The following is a 15,984-nucleotide window of genomic DNA, read 5'->3' as shown; positions in this document are numbered from 1 at the left end:
CTCTGGACATTCTGGGGCCTGCAGCGGCGATCGTGTGGCCTTTTTCGCGCGCTTACTCTCGGGTCGACTCGATCACACCGCCCACCTGTTTTTGCGCGGCCCACCGGAAATAACGTGGGGAAGACGCAAATTCGGGTGGGGGAGAGGTGTCAGGGCTCCCGCGGAATCACCATCTGAGTCAGCCGAGCTGTCGGGTCGGGGGCAAGACCCAACTGGTCCCAGGGTGTTTCGGTCTCGACCACGGCGTATGCCGAGGTCGGAAACCGGTCGATCTGCCCTTCCGGGTCGAGCGCCAGTGCCGTTGCAGGCATTCCGGGCTCGTGTCCGACGACGAGCAGCGTCTGCGCCTGCGACGGTGCGTGCACCCGGATCGCTTCGAGGATGTGGTCTGGATGCCCACCGTAGATGTCGTCGACGTAGGTCACCGGCGCAGCGATGCCCGTGCGCTCCAGCGTCTGCCGCGTGCGGGTCGAGGTCGAGCAGAGGACGTGGTCGACGGTGAGGCCGGCGTCAGCGATCCAGCGGCCGGCCAGGGCGGCTTCGCGCCGTCCGCGTTCGGCCAGCGGGCGCTCGTGGTCGCGGACCCCGTCCGGGTAACCGGACTTGCCGTGCCGCATCAAGATCAGTGTCCTCGTCACAGTTGCGACGGTAGTCGCACGCCGATGACGCCACAAAGCTTCGCCGAGGGGAGTCCTGGCCTACGCCCCGCCCGCCGGTCGGAGGAAGTCCCCGGCGACTTCGACAGCCGGCTGTGAGCTGCCGCCCCCGACGACGAGTGATGCGAAGGCGATGTCACCGGATATGCCGGTGAACCATCCGTGCGCTTCGCCGTCGTCGCCGTACTCGGCGGTCCCGGTCTTGCCGCCGAGACCGTCGATGTCACCGAGTGCGCTCGCGGTGCCCGAGGTGACCGTTTGCCGCATCATTGCCCGTAATTGGCTGGTCACCTTGGGATCGAGCGGTTCCGGCGTCGTGTCCGCAGTGGTCTGCTCGCCGACGATCAGGCTCGGCAACACCATGGATCCGTGCCCCAGACTGGCCTCGGCCACGGCCATCCCGAACGGTGACGCCGTGACGCTGCCCTGTCCGATACCGTTCTCCACCCGCAGAGCCGGACTGTCCGCACGGGGCACGGTCCCGGTGACGGTGACGATCCCCGGGACCACGAAATCCACGCCGATGCCCAACTGCTGCGCCACAGCCGGGAGTGCATCCGGACCGAGCCGGTTCGACAGGGCGGCCATCGTGGTGTTGCACGACCGGGCGAACGCCGTCGACAGGGGCACCTTGCCGAGGTCGAAGTCGTCCTCGTTGGGTATCGTCCGGCCCTCGATGGTGGCGCGGCCGGGGCAGGGTAGGACGGTGTCGGGCGTGGCGGTGCCCGCCGACAGCGCTGCCGCGGTGGTGATCGTCTTGAAGGTGGAGCCGGGCGGGTAGAGACCACTGAGCGCGATCGCGCCATCGCGGTCTGCGGCGCCGTTCTGTGCCACCGCGAGGAGTCCTCCGGTCGAGGTGGACATGGCCACGAACACGGCCGGTTTGCTCTGCGCTGCAACGGCCTGCTGGGCCAGCAGTTGTAGCCGCCGGTCCAGGGTCAGCTGAAGCGGGTCGGTCGGCTGCGCCGCAACCGAGGTGAGCTTGTCGACGGGATTCCCGTCGGAGTCGACGATGCTGACAGACCAGCCGGCACCCTGTGAGACGCGGTTGTTCCACGCCTCGTCGACACCGGCGAACACCGGCGACTTCAACGCCCTGTCGGCGGTGAGGAGCTTTCCCTGCTCCTCGACGGTGACGCCGTTGATCGACTCGAGGCGGGTCCGCACGCGGTCGAGGTCGCGTTCGCGCAGTGTCGCAACGGTGATGGTGTCGCCCTGCTGCTGCCCGGCCGCGGTCCGGATCGATGCGTCGGTGATCGAGGGATCGATGGGGGCGAGCACAGGGGCCAGCGCAGCTGATCCCTCCGAAAGGGATTCACGGCGAAGGGTGATCACACCGACGGTCTGCCAGGTCATCAGGTCCGCACCGCCGCGGTCGACCACAGGCGTCAACAGATTCCTGTCGTCCGAGTACTGGAAGTGCGCTCCCGGCGCGAGGTTGTCGTGCAGCAGGGTCGGAGACCATTCCAGACGCCATCCGTCGTCGGTGTCGACGGCGCGCCCGCTGGTCTGGTAGTCGAGTTCTGTGCCCTCGCCGAACGTCCAGGACATCGTCAAATGTCCGGCGCCGGCGTCGTCTACCTCGCGGGCACTCACCCGCACCTCGGCGGATTCGCCGAGGTGGGTGAACATGTCGTTGATCGCCGCGTCCGCCGCGGCCGGATCGGTGGTGTGTTCGGCTGCCCTGCTCGCGTCGCCGGAGGTCAGCGCCGATGCGAAAGCGCCAAAGGGGTCTTCGGGGTCGTCGCCCGGCGCGGCGCATCCTGCGCCCAGCAGCGCCATGACCAGCAGCAAAATACCTATGGGGAACCGAGTGCGATCAACGTTTCTCATCGATCGCGAACTCAACCAGCGCGCTTCGTGCCGAACAACCGACGACACCCTGACTACCGATAGCGGTCCGCTATCGGTGCAGCTGAAGCGACGTGTGTAGAGCGCAAAGTCCGTTTCAGCCCAGCACGCTGCGTACTTCGTTCACAGCGACACGTGCTGCCTGTCCGATCGCCGCCTCCACCGTCGGCAGCGACAGCTCCGATCGCGCGGCATGGGTGAAGACGGCTACGGCGACGGGGTGTTCTCCCGGGTACTCGACGACGGCGACCTCGTTGCGGATCGCCCCGAGAGTCCCGGTCTTGCCGGCCACCGTGGCGATTCCGAGCGGGAACCCGGAGGAGATCCGCTGCTTCCACGCCTGCTTGCGCATCGTGGTTCGGATGAATTCGCAACTGTCGACCGAGGCGACGCGATCGGTCCAGATCAGATCGAGCAGGCAGGTTGCCTCCCGGGCAGTGGTGGCGCTGGCGAAGGCGGGATCGTAGGCGCTGAGCGATCCGGTCCGGTCGACGTCGGCGAGAGCAGCGAAGGCCTCGGCGACCGTACTCGACCCGGTGTCGGAAAGAAGTTGTTGCTGTACCTGCGCCATACCGCCGACCACATGCGTGGAGTGCAATCCCGCGCCGTTCAGAACCTCGCGAACACCGTCGAGCCCGACCTCTGCGAGGATTACATCGGCTGCTGCGTTGTCGGAGACGACCATCATCTGCACCGCCAGGTCGCGCCAGCTCAAGGTGATCGGATCATGCAGGGTGGCAATGCCTGTCGGTCCTTCCGCGCACTCTCTGGGATCGACCGTGATCGTGTCGCGCAGGTTGATGTCGCCGCGGTCGGCGTGTACGCAAAGGGCCGCCAGCAACGGGAGTTTGTACACCGATGCCATCACCACAGGGTCATCGGCGTACCAACCGAACTCGCGCTGCGGCGTGCGACCGATGGTGCGGGCATGCAACCAGGCGGCGCACCCGGCGTCGGCGAAGATCTCCCGAAGCCGTTGCCCAACAGCGCTGTCAGGATGTCCGACCGTCATCGGGAGAGCTTCCACAGTGCTGATTCGAGGGAATCGATCGGTGGACGCTGTGCCTCGGGTCGGCGGATCACCAACAACCGCAATGGCACGTCGTCGGAGATCATCGAGACCGTCTCGATGCCCGTGACCAGGCTCAGGTGCCCCGGTGTCGGAGCAACGGCGAACGCTTCGCCGCCGGCCACCGCGGCCACCAACTCGCCCGGCGCCCGCACCGGCAGCATCGCCGGGTCCAGACCCCGGACGTGGAGGGTGTCGACGAGCAGATCGAAGGCCGGTGGATTCGCGGCCCGCGGCGAGTGCGCCAGCGCCAACCCCTGCAACATGCGGACAGTCGGCCGCTTCGCCGCCGCGACCGGATGTCCGGCGGGCACCAGGAAGGTGCGCTCGATCCGAGCCACCGGACCGCTCTCGAGACCATCACGCACGCAGGGATGTTCGACTATCGCGAGGTCGAGTAGACCCTTGCGCACATCGTCGACGAGATCGACCACGGGCGCCACGCTGATTCGATGACGTTGATCAGAGCCGAGACCGGCCAGTGCCGCGGCGCACTGAGCTGCGATCGACGGATCGAGGTCGGGCGGTAGCCCGCACCGCAGTACGTCTGCGTGCTCGCGCAGGCGACGTGCCTCACCGGTGAATCGGTCGGCGTCGTCGATCAGGACCCGCGCACGGGGCAGCAATTCGCGCCCGGCAGCTGTCAGTTCGGCACCGTGCGGCGCACGGCGGATCAGCTCCACACCCAGATTGCGCTCCAGCCGGCGCAGACCTTGCGAAACCGGGGGCTGAGTCATCTCCAACCTGACCGCGGCGTTGCCGAAATGTCCCTCATCGGCGACGGCCACGAAGAACCTCAGATGTCGGAGCAGATCCATCAGTGACCGCAGGTCACGATGCGCGCCGGTGCCGTCCCGTGTGCTCTTCGATACCCGCCGCGGCCAGGGCAGCGCGCAGTAGTCGGACGGTATGGCCCCAGGCCGAGGCTTCCTGCTCCAGATGCTGCGCGATCTCGGCGTTGCCGCGATCCCATTCGTGTTCGGCGAGCTCGCGGAGCTCCACCACCTCGTCCATGCCGAAGCCGACGAGCTCGATCAGTGCGGTGGAGTCCGCGCACGCCCATTCGATCTGGTCGCGGCGCAGCGTCATCAGACGCTCCAGGTCGTCAGCCAGCGCCGACTGTGCCGATGCGGTAAGACCACTCACCTGACCCAGAGTGCCTGACCTCGTGGACGAGGACCAGCTGACGCGCCGAGTGCCGGCGGATCTGCTTTCGCGGTGGACCCGACCATTGGTGGTCGGGCGGTCGTCGTCGGGATCAGACCCGGTGCCGCTAGGACCACTTCCACTCTCGGATCTCCGGCATGTCCTCGAAGTGTTCGCGGACGTAGTCGTGATGCCTGCGCAGCTGCGACTGACAGAACTCGGCCAGGTCGCCGCTCTTCTCCGGCACGCGTCTGCTGCGTCGCAGTGCTTCGAGCACCAGGTGGTAGCGGCTCATCTTGTTCAGGACCACCATGTCGAAAGCAGTTGTGGTGGTGCCCTGTTCACTGAACCCGCGAACATGGAAACGCTCCGGATTGGTGCGTCCGTGTAACTGCTGGTGTACGGCGCGGGGATAACCGTGGAAAGCGAAGACGACATCGGTGTCAGCGGTGAACAGATCGACGAACTCCAGTTCGGGGAGCCCGTGTGGGTGGTCGTTCTGCGGCAGCAGCACCATCAGATCCACGACGTTGACGACGCGGACGCGCAACCACGGCACCCACTCCCGCAACAGATGTGCTGCCGCCAGAGTCTCCTCCGTCGGGACATCGCCCGCCGCGGCGAGCACGATGTCGGGCTTTTCCTCGGCGCCCACCGGTGCCGGGGTCTCCGTTCCTGCCCACTCCCAGATGGACACCCCGGCGGCGCAGTGTTCGTTGGCCTGTTCGAGGGTCAAGTACTGGGGATGCGATTGCTTGTCCACCACAAGCACATTCACGTGGTCGCGGCTTCGGAAGCAGTGGTCGGCGACCGATAGCAGCGTGTTGGAGTCCGGCGGCAGCCAGACCCTGACCACCTCGGGCGAGAGCGGGATGACCGCGTCGATCATGCCCGGACCCTGATGGCTGAACCCGTTGTGGTCGTTGCGCCAGCAGGTGCTGGTCAGGAGCACGTTCAGGGAGGCGACGGGTTCGCGCCACGGCAAGGCGACCGCGTGCTGCAGCCATTTGGCGTGCTGCACCAGCATCGAGACACTGACCATCGCGAAGGCCTCGTACGTCGCGAACAAGCCGTGGCGGCCGGTGAGGAGATAGCCCTCCAGCCAGCCTTGGCAGAGGTGCTCGCTGAGCACTTCCATGACCCGGCCCTCGGGGGAGAGGCCGTCGTCGTTCTCGGTGCGCGGCAGTTGCCAGCACCGGTCTGTCACCTCGAAGACGGCCTGCAAGCGATTCGACGCGGTCTCGTCGGGAGAGAACAGGCGAAAGTTGCCGCCATGCCGGTCGTCGGAGTTCTGCTCGTAGATGTCTCGCATCAGTTCGCCGAGCACCTTGGTCGTCTCGTACGACAGTGCGCCGGGTGTCTCGATGTCGAGCGCGTACGACTCCAACGGAGGAATCTGTAGCGGCACCAGGTTTCGTCCACCGTTGGCGTACGGCGTCGAACCCATCCGCAGATCACCGTCCGGGGCGAGCTCGGCGAGTTCCTTGGAGAAGGCCCCGTTGTCGTCGAACAGGTTGTCGGGCCGATACTTCTGCAGCCATTCCTCGAGTAGCGCCAGGTGCTCTGGGTTCTCGCGCACCCCGGACAGCGGAACCTGATGGCTCCAGTGGGTGCCTTCGATCAGCTTGCCGTCGACTTCGTGCGGCCCGGTCCAGCCCTTGGGCGTCCTGAGCACGATCGCCGGCCACTTCTCGCCGATCGATTCACCGGCACGGGCAGCGCCCTGGATGTCGGCGATCTTCTGGTGGGCCGCCGTGAGCGCCGCAGCCAGAGCGGGGAAGACCTCGGTGGGGTCGTCGCCCTCGACGAAGATCGGTGCCCACCCCTGACCCGAGAGGTAGGAGTCGATGTCGCGGTCGCTGGTGCGGCCGAGCACGGTCGGGCTCGCGATCTTCGCGCCGTTGAGGTGCAGGATCGGCAGCACGGCACCGTCGCGGGCGGGATTGAGGAACGCCGGGATCTTCCACGAACCCGACAGCGGTCCGGTCTCCGCCTCACCGTCACCGACGACGCAGGCGACGACCAGCTCGGGGTTGTCGAACGCGGCACCCGCCGCGTGGATGAGGGCGTAACCGAGTTCACCGCCCTCGTGGATCGAACCGGGGGTCTGCACGCTGACGTGGCTCGGGATTCCGCCGGGCGTAGAGAACTGTCGGCACAGGGCCTTGAGGCCCGCCGAGTCACCGGAGATGTGCGGATAGACCTCGCTGTAGGTGCCTTCGAGATACGTCGCGGCGACCAGGGCGGGTCCGCCGTGACCCGGACCGGTCACATAGAGCCACTTCGTCCCGGTGTCGCGGATGTGCCGGTTGAGCAACGTGTAGATCATCGACAGACCAGGGCTCGTGCCCCAGTGGCCCAGCAATCGTGGCTTGATGTGGTCGACGGTGAGTGGTTCGCGGAGCAACACATTGTCCTGCAGATAGATCTGGGCGACCGTCAGATAGTTTGCCGCGGACCACCACCGCAGATCGAGTTCGAGTTCGGAATCGGAGTATTCGGCCAACGTCATGTGCAACAACTTTCGTCGTGCGAGCAGGGCATTGACGATTATCCCGGCATGGAGCCGGTGCTCGCCAGGGCACGAGTACCCCGATGCCCGATTTTCTCCCTTCCGCCACTGCCTATTCGCTCACACGGCCCCGCGACACCCAGGTTTCTCCCAGGACATCCAAGTAATGTCGTCGAAGTGCACTTGTTCCTTCCGGCGCTGTTGGCGACGCTGTCTGCGCTGCTCGTCGCCTGCGGAACACTGGTGCGTCAACGCTCGTCGACGGCGTCTGGCGGCATCACCAAAAGGTGGTGGCTGGGTGTTGTCATCGCGGCCGCCGGATTTGCTCTGCAGGCCGTCGCGCTCGGGTTCGGCTCGTTGCTCCTCGTACAGCCGCTGATCGTCCTGTCGGTGCTGTTCGCCTTGCCGATGGAGGCCTATCTCGACCATCGTCGCCTGAACTTCCACGAATGGAAGTGGGGCATCATCCTGACGATCTGCATCGCCGCGTTCGTGGTGATCGCCGCGCCCAGCCCCGGCAAGCACAACGTGTCGGCCGGCGTGCTCGCCGGCACCATCGTCGTTGTCATCGCGGTGCTCGCGGGTCTGGTGATCGCGGCCCGGCTGGTGTCCCTGCACCATCGCGCGTTGCTGTTCGGCTCCGCATCCGGGTTGCTGACCGGCGTCCAGGCGTTCCTCCTCAAAGGCGTGGTCACCCAGCTCGGCGACGGTTTCGTCGAGATCCTGATCCACCCCGAGATCTACCTGATCATCCTCGTCGCGAGTGCCTCGGTGGTGACGCAGCAATTGGCCTTCGCGGCGCACGACCTGCAGACATCGTTCCCCGCGATGACCGTCTGGGAGCCCGCTGTGGCGATGTCGCTCGGCGTGGTGCTGCTCGGCGAGCGGGTGGACGTCAACTGGATCGAAGGGGTCGTCGCCGGCGTCTCGCTGGTGGTCATGCTGCGGGCGGTGTTCGTCTTGGCCAGGCATGCCGCCGAGCGTGAGACCGAGTTCGAGGTCGAGCTCATCAAGAGACCCGCGCCTGCCCCAGGAGGCAGTGCCATGGGGCCGACGGAACACTAGCGACCCCATGCACACCATCGTCCCGGCGATGCTCGCGGTTGCCGCCGCCTGCCTCATCGCAATCGGAACCGTCCTGCGGCAACGCGCGTCCGCGGCGAGCGGGGCCATCACGCCCGGCTGGTGGCTGGGCGCCGGCCTGGCGGTGTCCGGGTTCGGTGTTCAGGCGATTGCACTCGGGCTCGGATCGATCCTGCTCGTACAGCCGCTCCTCGTCCTAGCGGTGCTGTTCGCCCTGCCCCTGGAAGCCTGGTTCGACCACCGCCGCCCCACTCGGGTCGAATGGGCCTGGGGCGGCGCCCTCACAGCCTGTGTCGCACTGTTCCTCTGCTTGGCGTCCCCGCGGTCTTCCGACCATCGACCCGGGCAATTCGTCTCCGTGGTGACGATTGCCGCGGTCCTCATCTGCCTCGTCGGGCTGGTCGTCGCGGCGGAGAGTTGCACCAGCCACTTCCGGGCCCTTTTCTACGGGCTCACCGCGGGCGCGCTGTTCGGGATCTCGGCACTGCTCATCAAGACCGTCATCAACCAGGGGGTCGCGAACTCGGCGACCGTGGTGGTGCAACCGGAAATTTATCTGTTGCTGGTGGTCATCGGCGCGGGGATCTATGCGCAGCAGCGCGGGTTCGGGTCCGGTGATCTGCAGACCTCGTTTCCCGCGATGACGGTGATGGAACCGGCCGTCGCGATGGTCCTGGGCATCGCACTGCTCTCCGAACGGATCTACGTCACGGTGTGGGAGGCCGGAATCGTCTGTGTGGTGCTGGCGGTCATGGTCGTTGCGGTGATCGAACTGGCCCGGCATTCCGCGATCCGCACACCCCACAGGTTCGAACCGGAAACCCCCGCGCCTGAAAAGTGATAGCCCGCAAGACTGGAACCTCTTCACCGGCAATGGCAGGGTGGAGTGATGGCTGCTGCAAGCGCGTCGACGTCGAGAGAAGAAATCGCAGGACTCGATGAGGAGAAATCGGGGGACGAGTACGACGTACTCGTGATCGGTGGGGGACCGGCAGGTGAGGTCGCCGCGCAATACGCGATCGCCGGATCGGACCGGACCGCCGCGATCATCGAACACGAGCTGCTCGGCGGGGAGTGCTCCTACTGGGCGTGCATGCCCAGCAAGGCGCTGCTCCGGCCCATCGAAGTCCATGCCGCCGCCCGCAATCTCGACGGCATCAAGGTCGCCAAGAAACTACTCCCCGAAGAACTCCTGCGGCGACGCGACGCCTGGGTGAAGCAGTACGAGGACGGCGGCCAGGTGAAGTGGGCGGGCGGCCTCGGCATCGACGTCATCCGGGGCCACGGTGTGATCACCGGAGAGAAGACGGTCGTCGTCGACAACGGTGGCACCGGCCGAACGATCCGCGCCAGGCAGGCGGTCATCGTCGCCACCGGCAGTACCCCGGTGATCCCGGACGTGTTCGCCGGTACCCAGCCGTGGTCGTCCCGCGACGCCACCGGGGTGCGCGAGATCCCGGCATCCCTCATCGTCGTCGGCGGCGGCGTGGTCGCCTGCGAGGCCGCGACCTGGATGTCTGCGCTCGGTAGCTCCGTGACGCTGCTCTCGAGAGGGGCACTTCTCGGTAAATCCGAACCCTTCGCCGGGAAACTGGTGGCAAAGGCACTGACCGACAGCGGAATCGATGTCCGGCAGAAGGTCGATGTGACCGAGGTGCGACGTCCGGTCGCCGACGATACGGGGATCGGCCGGATCCACGGCGATCAGGTGACGGTGGTCGCCGGCGGCGAAGAGTTCACTGCTGACGAAGTTCTCGTCGCCACCGGGCGTCGTCCGGCGCGTGACGGTGTCGGACTCGACACCGTCGACGAGGGCGCCTCGTGGCTGTACGCGGTCGGCGACGCCTCCGGCGGTCCCGCACTGACCCACTGGGGCAAGTACCAGGCCCGCAACGTCGGGCACCTGATCGCAGCTCGCGCCGAGGGCAGACCCGAACCCGTTGTCCCTGATGACGTCCCGGTCCCGCAGGTGGTCTTCACCGATCCGCAGGTCGCCAGTGTCGGGCTGACGAAAAAGGAGGCCGGGGACAAGGGCCTCGACATCACGATCGCCGACGTGGAGTTGTCCGGCGTCGCCGGATTCGGGTTGCTCCGTGATGACGCCCAGGGCCGGGCGCGACTCGTCATCGACAAGGCCACCGACACCATCGTCGGAGCGACATTCGTCGGCCCCGAGGTCGACGAGTTGGTGCACGCTGCCACCATCGCGATCGTCGGCAAGGTGCCCACCAGTGTCCTGCGGCACGCGGTGCCCTCGTATCCGACGGTCAGCGAGGTCTGGCTGCAGCTACTGGAGTCGCTGGACTGAGCCATGTGCGGGCAGTTCAAGCACGCGAGTTCAGGGTCGCAGGTTCAGGCACGCAACACGAACCAGCCCTTGGCGTCGGTGATGGTGGTGTCCTCGGGCAGTGGCGTGGTGGTCGATTCGCTGCCGAGGCTGAAGGGTCCGTCTTCGAACAGCGTGACGTCGGTGCAGGTGAACTCCCCGGCGATCATCTCGTCGTCGAGCCCGGTCAACGTGACCTCGCAGCCACTGTGCATGCTGTCGGCGAAATAGTTGCCGTCGACCTGCATACCCATGAAAGCGTCGCCGACTCTCTGCGGGACCTCGGTCGGGAGGTTGCCTTCCTTCTCGCCATCGATCGTGATGAGCAACCCGGCGGAGGTGTCGCCGAAGCGGATGTCGATCTCCTTGTCGGTCGAGTCGAAGTCTCCGCCGCTCGAATCAGACTCGACCACAACGCATCTTTCGGTGCCGTCGGAAAGGGTCACCGAGTAGGCGGCCTCGCCGGAGGTGTACTCGGTCGATGTCGTGGGGACGGCCAGCGGCCCGGTCGGGGCCTCTCGGCTGCACTCCTGCATCGCGGGTGGGTCCTGCGCCTCCTCGGAGGTCGTGGACACCTGACTCTCCGACGTCGCCGGTGAAGCGTCGTCGGAGCTGTCGGAACATGCGGTGAGCAGACCCAGCCCGAGGGCACCCACTCCCAGGACGGTGGCGACGGTGCGGGCGGAACGAATGGCGGACACGGGGATTCTCCTCGGACGAGTTGTGCTCCGACTCTTGTCGGTCGTCAAGGAAATTACCCAGCGTGCGTGGGGTGGGCCAGCAGTTGAATTCGATTGAATGTCAGCGTTTTCCGCCGGTATCGATCGACTGGCGGAACCTTGTCCGCGGCCCGGAACATTCTGGAGCCCTACAGCATCGTGCCCGGGTTGAGGATGCCCTGCGGGTCGAGGGTGTTCTTGATGCGCTGGGTGAGTTCGATGACGTCGGCCCCGAGCTGATCGGGCAACCAGCCCTTCTTGAGCCTGCCGACCCCGTGTTCGCCGGTGATGGTGCCACCCAGTGCGATGGCGAGATCCATCACCTCACCGAACGCGAGGTTGGCACGCGCGGTCTCGTCGGCGTCGTTCGGATCGTGGACGATCAGCGGATGCGTGTTGCCGTCGCCAGCGTGTGCGATGACAGAGATCAGCACGTCGCGGTTGGCGGCGATCGCCTCGATCCCGTCGATGAGGTCGGGGAGTTTGTGCAGCGGCACGCCGACGTCCTCGAGGAGCAGCGGACCGATCTTCTCGATCGCCGGGATCGCGTAGCGACGGGCCGCGGTGAACGCCTCACCCTCGTCGGGGTCGTCGGTGGCGAACACCTCCGTCGCACCGCAGCGCGTGAAGGCCGCCTCGATGATCTCGACCTCGGCCGCGGCCGCCGCACCGGGTGCGTCGGACTGCGCGACGAGCAGTGCCCCGGCGCTGCGGTCGAGGCCCATCTTGAGCTGGTCTTCGACAGCGTTGATCGCGACCTTGTCCATGAACTCGAGCATCGCCGGGCGGATCGTGGAGGTGATCTCTAGGACTGCCTTCGAGGCGGCGTGGACGGATGCGAACGACCCGACCACGGTCGACGCTGCGGCCTGCGGGGGCAGCAGGCGCAAGGTGACCTCGGTGATGATGCCGAGCGTGCCCTCGCTGCCGACGAAGAGTTTGGTCAGGGAGAGCCCAGCGGTGTCTTTCAGGCGCGCACCACCGAGGCGAACGGCGCGGCCGTCGGCCAGCACCACCTCCATGCCGAGGACGTAATCGCTGGTGACCCCGTACTTGACGCAGCACAGGCCACCTGCGTTGGTGGCGGCATTGCCGCCGATCGAGCAGATCTCGAACGATGACGGGTCGGGCGGATACCAGAGGCCGTACTCCTTCACGGCCGCCTTCACCTCGGCGTTGAGCAGACCCGGCTGGCAGATCGCGGACCGCGTGATCGGATCGACGGTGATGTCGCGCATCTTCTCGGTGGTCAGCACGATGCCGCCGTCGACCGCGGTGGCTCCGCCCGACAGCCCGGTCCCGGCGCCGCGGGGGATGATCGGGATGTTGTTGGCGGCGCACCAGCGAACGGTCGTCTGGACGTCTGCGGTGCTGGTGGCGCGGACCACCGCCATCGCGGTACCCGCATCCGGGTCGAACGCGCGATCCTGGCGATACGACGCGACGATGTCGGGGTCGGTGATCACCACTCCGGCGGGCAGTGCTGTCACCAAGTCGTCGAGCGCAGTGATCGTCGTCATAGTTCCGAGGGTAGTGGTCCGACGCCGGGGTCGCCGCGGCCTATAGGTCAGAGGCTGGCAGGACTGATGACCTTCGAGATCTCGGCTGCCCACTCCGCTGCCTGGACCTTCGCGGCGACCTTCGACGACGCATCGTGCCTGCCGTGTTCTCCGACCTGCGAAGCGCCCAGGTCCACGAGCTTTTCGGCGATGATCTCGCCGCCACGGTTGAAGGTGTCGTCGTACACGCTGTCGCCCAGTCCGAAGGTGGCGAACCGCACGCCGTCGAGCTCCGGCTTCTCGTCGTCCAGCCCTTCGGCGAATGGTTCTGCGCCGGTGGGCAACTCGCCCTCGCCGTAGGTGGAACACACGACGACGTAGAAATCGTCGGACGAGAGGTCCTCGACGGCAAAGTCGGTCATGTCGTACATCGACACGTCGTGTTGTTGCGACAGCACGTCAGAGATCGCATCAGAAACCAATTCGGCGGTTCCGGTCTCGCTGCCGTACAGGATCACCACAGACATCTAATTCTCTCTCCACGTAGATCAGGGGCGATTGAGGGTACCCTAAATCGCTTGCCTGATTCGACCAGCGGGCAAGTCGCACCGACCCGCGATTTTAGCGAACAGTGCCCACATATCCCAGTCGCGATCGGGCGCTCGGTAACCTTGGCCGATGACAGACGACCAGGCCGAACAGCCCGCCAATGCCACGGATGCGCAGGGTCGTAAGACCGGTTTGTGGCGTGAGTCCGATCCCCACGGTGGTGAGGCGACCGGGACCTACCGCCGGGATCGTCGGGAGGGTTTGTGGCGACACTATTTTCGCGACGGGACGCTCCGCTCCGAGTCGAACTATCACGACGGCGAACTCGACGGGGCGTGTGTTTGGTACCGAGCGGGCGGCGGCCTGTTGCAGAAGGGTTCATTCGACAGGGGCCAGAAGAGCGGTCTCTGGGAGCGGTGGAGTCCGGAGGGCAACCTGATCGACCGGGGTGACCGGGTCGGCGGCAAGAAGACGGGGCAGTGGCAGTACTTCAATGCCGACGGGACGGTCGAGCGAACCACCAATCACCGGCCCATGGAGAGCTGACCGATGGTGGCTTCTCGGTGCGACCCGGCAATGATTGCGGAGTACGGGGATTGCGGAGACGGCAAAAACCAGCTGACACCGGTTGTCGCCGCTGGATACGCTCACCACCACCAACCGCATGTGAAGGGGTACGACATGGCTGCAGACGACGAGACCAAACGTAAGTTCCGCGAGGCACTCGAGCGGAAGAAGCAGAAGGGCCAGCCGACGTCCGATCACAAGGATGCGACGTCGAAGGCCGCTGGGCAGCACGGGCCGGAGAGTGGGCAGCAGAACTTCCGCCGCAAGACGGGCTAGCCGGCCCGTGTGGCCGAGATGGCCCTGAAAACCGACAGATATGTGAGCTCCGAGGGCTATCTGCCCTCGAAGGCCTGGTATTTGCCGGTTTTCAGGGCCATTGGTCGTCCAGGCCCGACCTGCGGGTCTTTATTACTAGGAAGTCCTAGTATATGGTGATGGGGACAACACGCTCGTAGATGACTTGTGAGGACCCCATGACCAGGCAAATCGACCATTTCGTGGACGGCGCACATGTCGCCGGGACCAGCGGACGCACCGCAGATGTGATGGACCCCAGCACCGGCAAGGTGCAGGCGACAGTTCCCCTGGCCAGTACGGCCGAGGTCGACGCCGCCGTTGCCAGCGCAGTCGAGGCGCAGAAGATCTGGGCTGCATGGAACCCGCAGCGTCGTGCTCGCGTGATGATGAAGTTCGTCGCACTCGTCGGCGAGAACATGGACGAACTCGCCGAGCTGCTGTCCAAGGAGCACGGCAAGACCGTCCCCGACGCCAAGGGTGACATCCAGCGCGGCGTCGAGGTCATCGAGTTCTCGATTGGCATCCCGCACCTGCTCAAGGGTGAGTTCACCGAAGGCGCCGGCACCGGCATCGACGTGCACTCGGTTCGCCAGCCGCTCGGTGTTGTCGCAGGCATCACCCCGTTCAACTTCCCCGCCATGATCCCGCTGTGGAAGGCCGGCCCCGCGCTGGCAACCGGAAACGCGTTCATCCTCAAGCCGTCCGAGCGGGACCCGTCGGTGCCCGTGCGCCTGGCCGAGCTGTTCCTCGAGGCCGGACTTCCCGCAGGCGTGTTCCAGGTCATCCACGGCGACAAGGAAGCCGTCGACGCCCTGCTCAACAACGACGACGTGCAGGCGTACGGCTTTGTCGGCAGCTCCGACATCGCGCAGTACATCTACTCGAACGCGGCCGCGAACGGCAAGCGCGCACAGTGCTTCGGTGGCGCCAAGAACCATATGATCATCCTCCCGGACGCCGATCTCGATCAGGTCGCCGACGCATTGATCGGTGCCGGATACGGCAGCGCCGGCGAGCGCTGCATGGCGATCTCGGTGGCCGTCCCCGTGGGTGAGGCGACAGCAAATCGTCTGCGCGAGAAGCTGGTCGACAAGGTCAACGCACTGCGCGTCGGCCACAGCCTCGACATCAAGGCCGACTACGGCCCCCTCGTCAGCAAGGCTGCTCTCGAGCGCGTCAAGGACTACATCCAGCAGGGTGTCGACGCCGGCGCCGAGCTCGTCATCGATGGCCGCGAGCGCGCCACCGACGACCTGACCTACGACGGTCAGAGCCTGGAAGAGGGCTACTTCATCGGGCCCACCCTCTTCGATCACGTCAAGAAGGATCAGACGATCTACACCGACGAGATCTTCGGGCCGGTGGTCTGCATCGTTCGCGCCGCGGATTACGAAGAGGCGCTGGCGCTTCCGTCCGAGCACGAATACGGCAACGGCGTCGCGATCTTCACCCAGGACGGCGACGCCGCCCGCGACTTCACCGCCCGCGTGCAGTGCGGCATGGTGGGCGTGAACGTGCCCATCCCCGTGCCGGTGGCCTACCACACCTTCGGTGGCTGGAAGCGTTCCGGATTCGGCGATCTGAATCAGCACGGACCGGCAGCGATCCAGTTCTACACCAAGGTCAAGACCATCACGACGCGGTGGCCCTCGGGTATCAAGGATGGCGCCGAGTTCGTCATCCCGACCATGGACTGAGACTCGTCAATGT

The 15,984-nt window shown here is 66.0% G+C and carries 15 protein-coding genes; 6 read left to right on the top strand and 9 right to left on the bottom strand.

Annotated features, from left to right (window positions below; translation table 11 throughout):
• Window positions 1-149 precede the first annotated feature (149 nt).
• The 6 genes from BH683_RS17065 to BH683_RS17040 all read right to left on the bottom strand — a co-directional run bounded on the left by BH683_RS17065 (window position 150) and on the right by BH683_RS17040 (window position 7,234).
• On the bottom strand, window positions 150-617 hold the full coding sequence (locus BH683_RS17065) for a histidine phosphatase family protein (RefSeq protein ID WP_084837463.1): 468 nt from the start codon (window positions 615-617) through the stop codon (window positions 150-152).
• A gap of 81 nt (window positions 618-698) precedes the next feature.
• A complete protein-coding gene (locus BH683_RS17060) occupies window positions 699-2,489 on the bottom strand; it encodes a penicillin-binding transpeptidase domain-containing protein (protein WP_084837513.1) in 1,791 nt (596 codons plus the stop codon).
• Between the two features lie 115 nt (window positions 2,490-2,604).
• Window positions 2,605-3,519, bottom strand: a complete 915-nt coding sequence (locus BH683_RS17055; RefSeq protein WP_084837462.1) for a serine hydrolase — start codon at window positions 3,517-3,519, stop codon at window positions 2,605-2,607.
• Window positions 3,516-4,394: a LysR family transcriptional regulator gene (locus tag BH683_RS17050; protein ID WP_084837461.1), complete on the bottom strand. Its 879-nt coding sequence runs from the start codon at window positions 4,392-4,394 to the stop codon at window positions 3,516-3,518. The genes BH683_RS17055 and BH683_RS17050 overlap by 4 nt, the downstream gene beginning before the upstream one ends.
• A gap of 13 nt (window positions 4,395-4,407) precedes the next feature.
• Window positions 4,408-4,722, bottom strand: a complete 315-nt coding sequence (locus tag BH683_RS17045; protein ID WP_240498310.1) for a hypothetical protein — start codon at window positions 4,720-4,722, stop codon at window positions 4,408-4,410.
• A gap of 127 nt (window positions 4,723-4,849) precedes the next feature.
• Window positions 4,850-7,234 carry a phosphoketolase family protein gene (locus tag BH683_RS17040; protein WP_084837460.1) on the bottom strand — a complete coding sequence of 795 codons (2,385 nt, stop codon included), beginning with the start codon at window positions 7,232-7,234 and terminating at the stop codon, window positions 4,850-4,852.
• Window positions 7,235-7,411: 177 nt separating this feature from the next.
• On the opposite strand from BH683_RS17040, the gene BH683_RS17035 reads away from it, so the two are divergent.
• The 3 genes from BH683_RS17035 to BH683_RS17025 are packed head-to-tail and all read left to right on the top strand — an operon-like array spanning window position 7,412 to window position 10,625.
• Window positions 7,412-8,299: a DMT family transporter gene (locus BH683_RS17035; RefSeq protein ID WP_084837459.1), complete on the top strand. Its 888-nt coding sequence runs from the start codon at window positions 7,412-7,414 to the stop codon at window positions 8,297-8,299.
• A 7-nt stretch (window positions 8,300-8,306) separates the two neighbouring features.
• Entirely contained in the window at window positions 8,307-9,158 is an 852-nt protein-coding gene (locus BH683_RS17030; RefSeq protein WP_084837458.1) for a DMT family transporter, read from the top strand.
• Between the two features lie 48 nt (window positions 9,159-9,206).
• Window positions 9,207-10,625: an NAD(P)/FAD-dependent oxidoreductase gene (locus BH683_RS17025; protein WP_084837457.1), complete on the top strand. Its 1,419-nt coding sequence runs from the start codon at window positions 9,207-9,209 to the stop codon at window positions 10,623-10,625.
• Window positions 10,626-10,669: 44 nt separating this feature from the next.
• On the opposite strand, the gene BH683_RS17020 is transcribed toward BH683_RS17025, so the two are convergent.
• The 3 genes from BH683_RS17020 to BH683_RS17010 all read right to left on the bottom strand — a co-directional run bounded on the left by BH683_RS17020 (window position 10,670) and on the right by BH683_RS17010 (window position 13,388).
• Complete coding sequence (locus tag BH683_RS17020) at window positions 10,670-11,344, bottom strand: hypothetical protein (protein WP_084837456.1); 675 nt, start codon at window positions 11,342-11,344, stop codon at window positions 10,670-10,672.
• 167 nt (window positions 11,345-11,511) lie between these two features.
• The gene (locus BH683_RS17015) at window positions 11,512-12,882 is read right to left on the bottom strand and encodes an FAD-linked oxidase C-terminal domain-containing protein (protein WP_084837455.1); all 1,371 of its coding nucleotides are present in this window, start codon (window positions 12,880-12,882) and stop codon (window positions 11,512-11,514) included.
• Window positions 12,883-12,929: 47 nt separating this feature from the next.
• Complete coding sequence (locus BH683_RS17010) at window positions 12,930-13,388, bottom strand: flavodoxin domain-containing protein (RefSeq protein WP_084837454.1); 459 nt, start codon at window positions 13,386-13,388, stop codon at window positions 12,930-12,932.
• 151 nt (window positions 13,389-13,539) lie between these two features.
• Here BH683_RS17010 and BH683_RS17005 point away from each other — a divergent pair, with 151 nt between their 5' ends.
• From BH683_RS17005 to BH683_RS16995, 3 genes are all read left to right on the top strand, one after another.
• Complete coding sequence (locus tag BH683_RS17005) at window positions 13,540-13,956, top strand: hypothetical protein (protein ID WP_084837453.1); 417 nt, start codon at window positions 13,540-13,542, stop codon at window positions 13,954-13,956.
• Between the two features lie 135 nt (window positions 13,957-14,091).
• Entirely contained in the window at window positions 14,092-14,253 is a 162-nt protein-coding gene (locus BH683_RS28710; protein WP_094647548.1) for a DUF5302 domain-containing protein, read from the top strand.
• A gap of 197 nt (window positions 14,254-14,450) precedes the next feature.
• Window positions 14,451-15,971, top strand: coding sequence for a CoA-acylating methylmalonate-semialdehyde dehydrogenase (locus tag BH683_RS16995; protein WP_084837451.1), 1,521 nt, complete (start codon window positions 14,451-14,453; stop codon window positions 15,969-15,971).
• Window positions 15,972-15,984: the final 13 nt, after the last annotated feature.

It is taken from the genome of Williamsia sp. 1138 (assembly GCF_002095435.2).
Classification (GTDB): Bacteria; Actinomycetota; Actinomycetes; order Mycobacteriales; family Mycobacteriaceae; genus Williamsia.
Note: the sequence above shows the minus strand (reverse complement) of the source record. Positions and strands in the feature narration are given on the sequence as shown.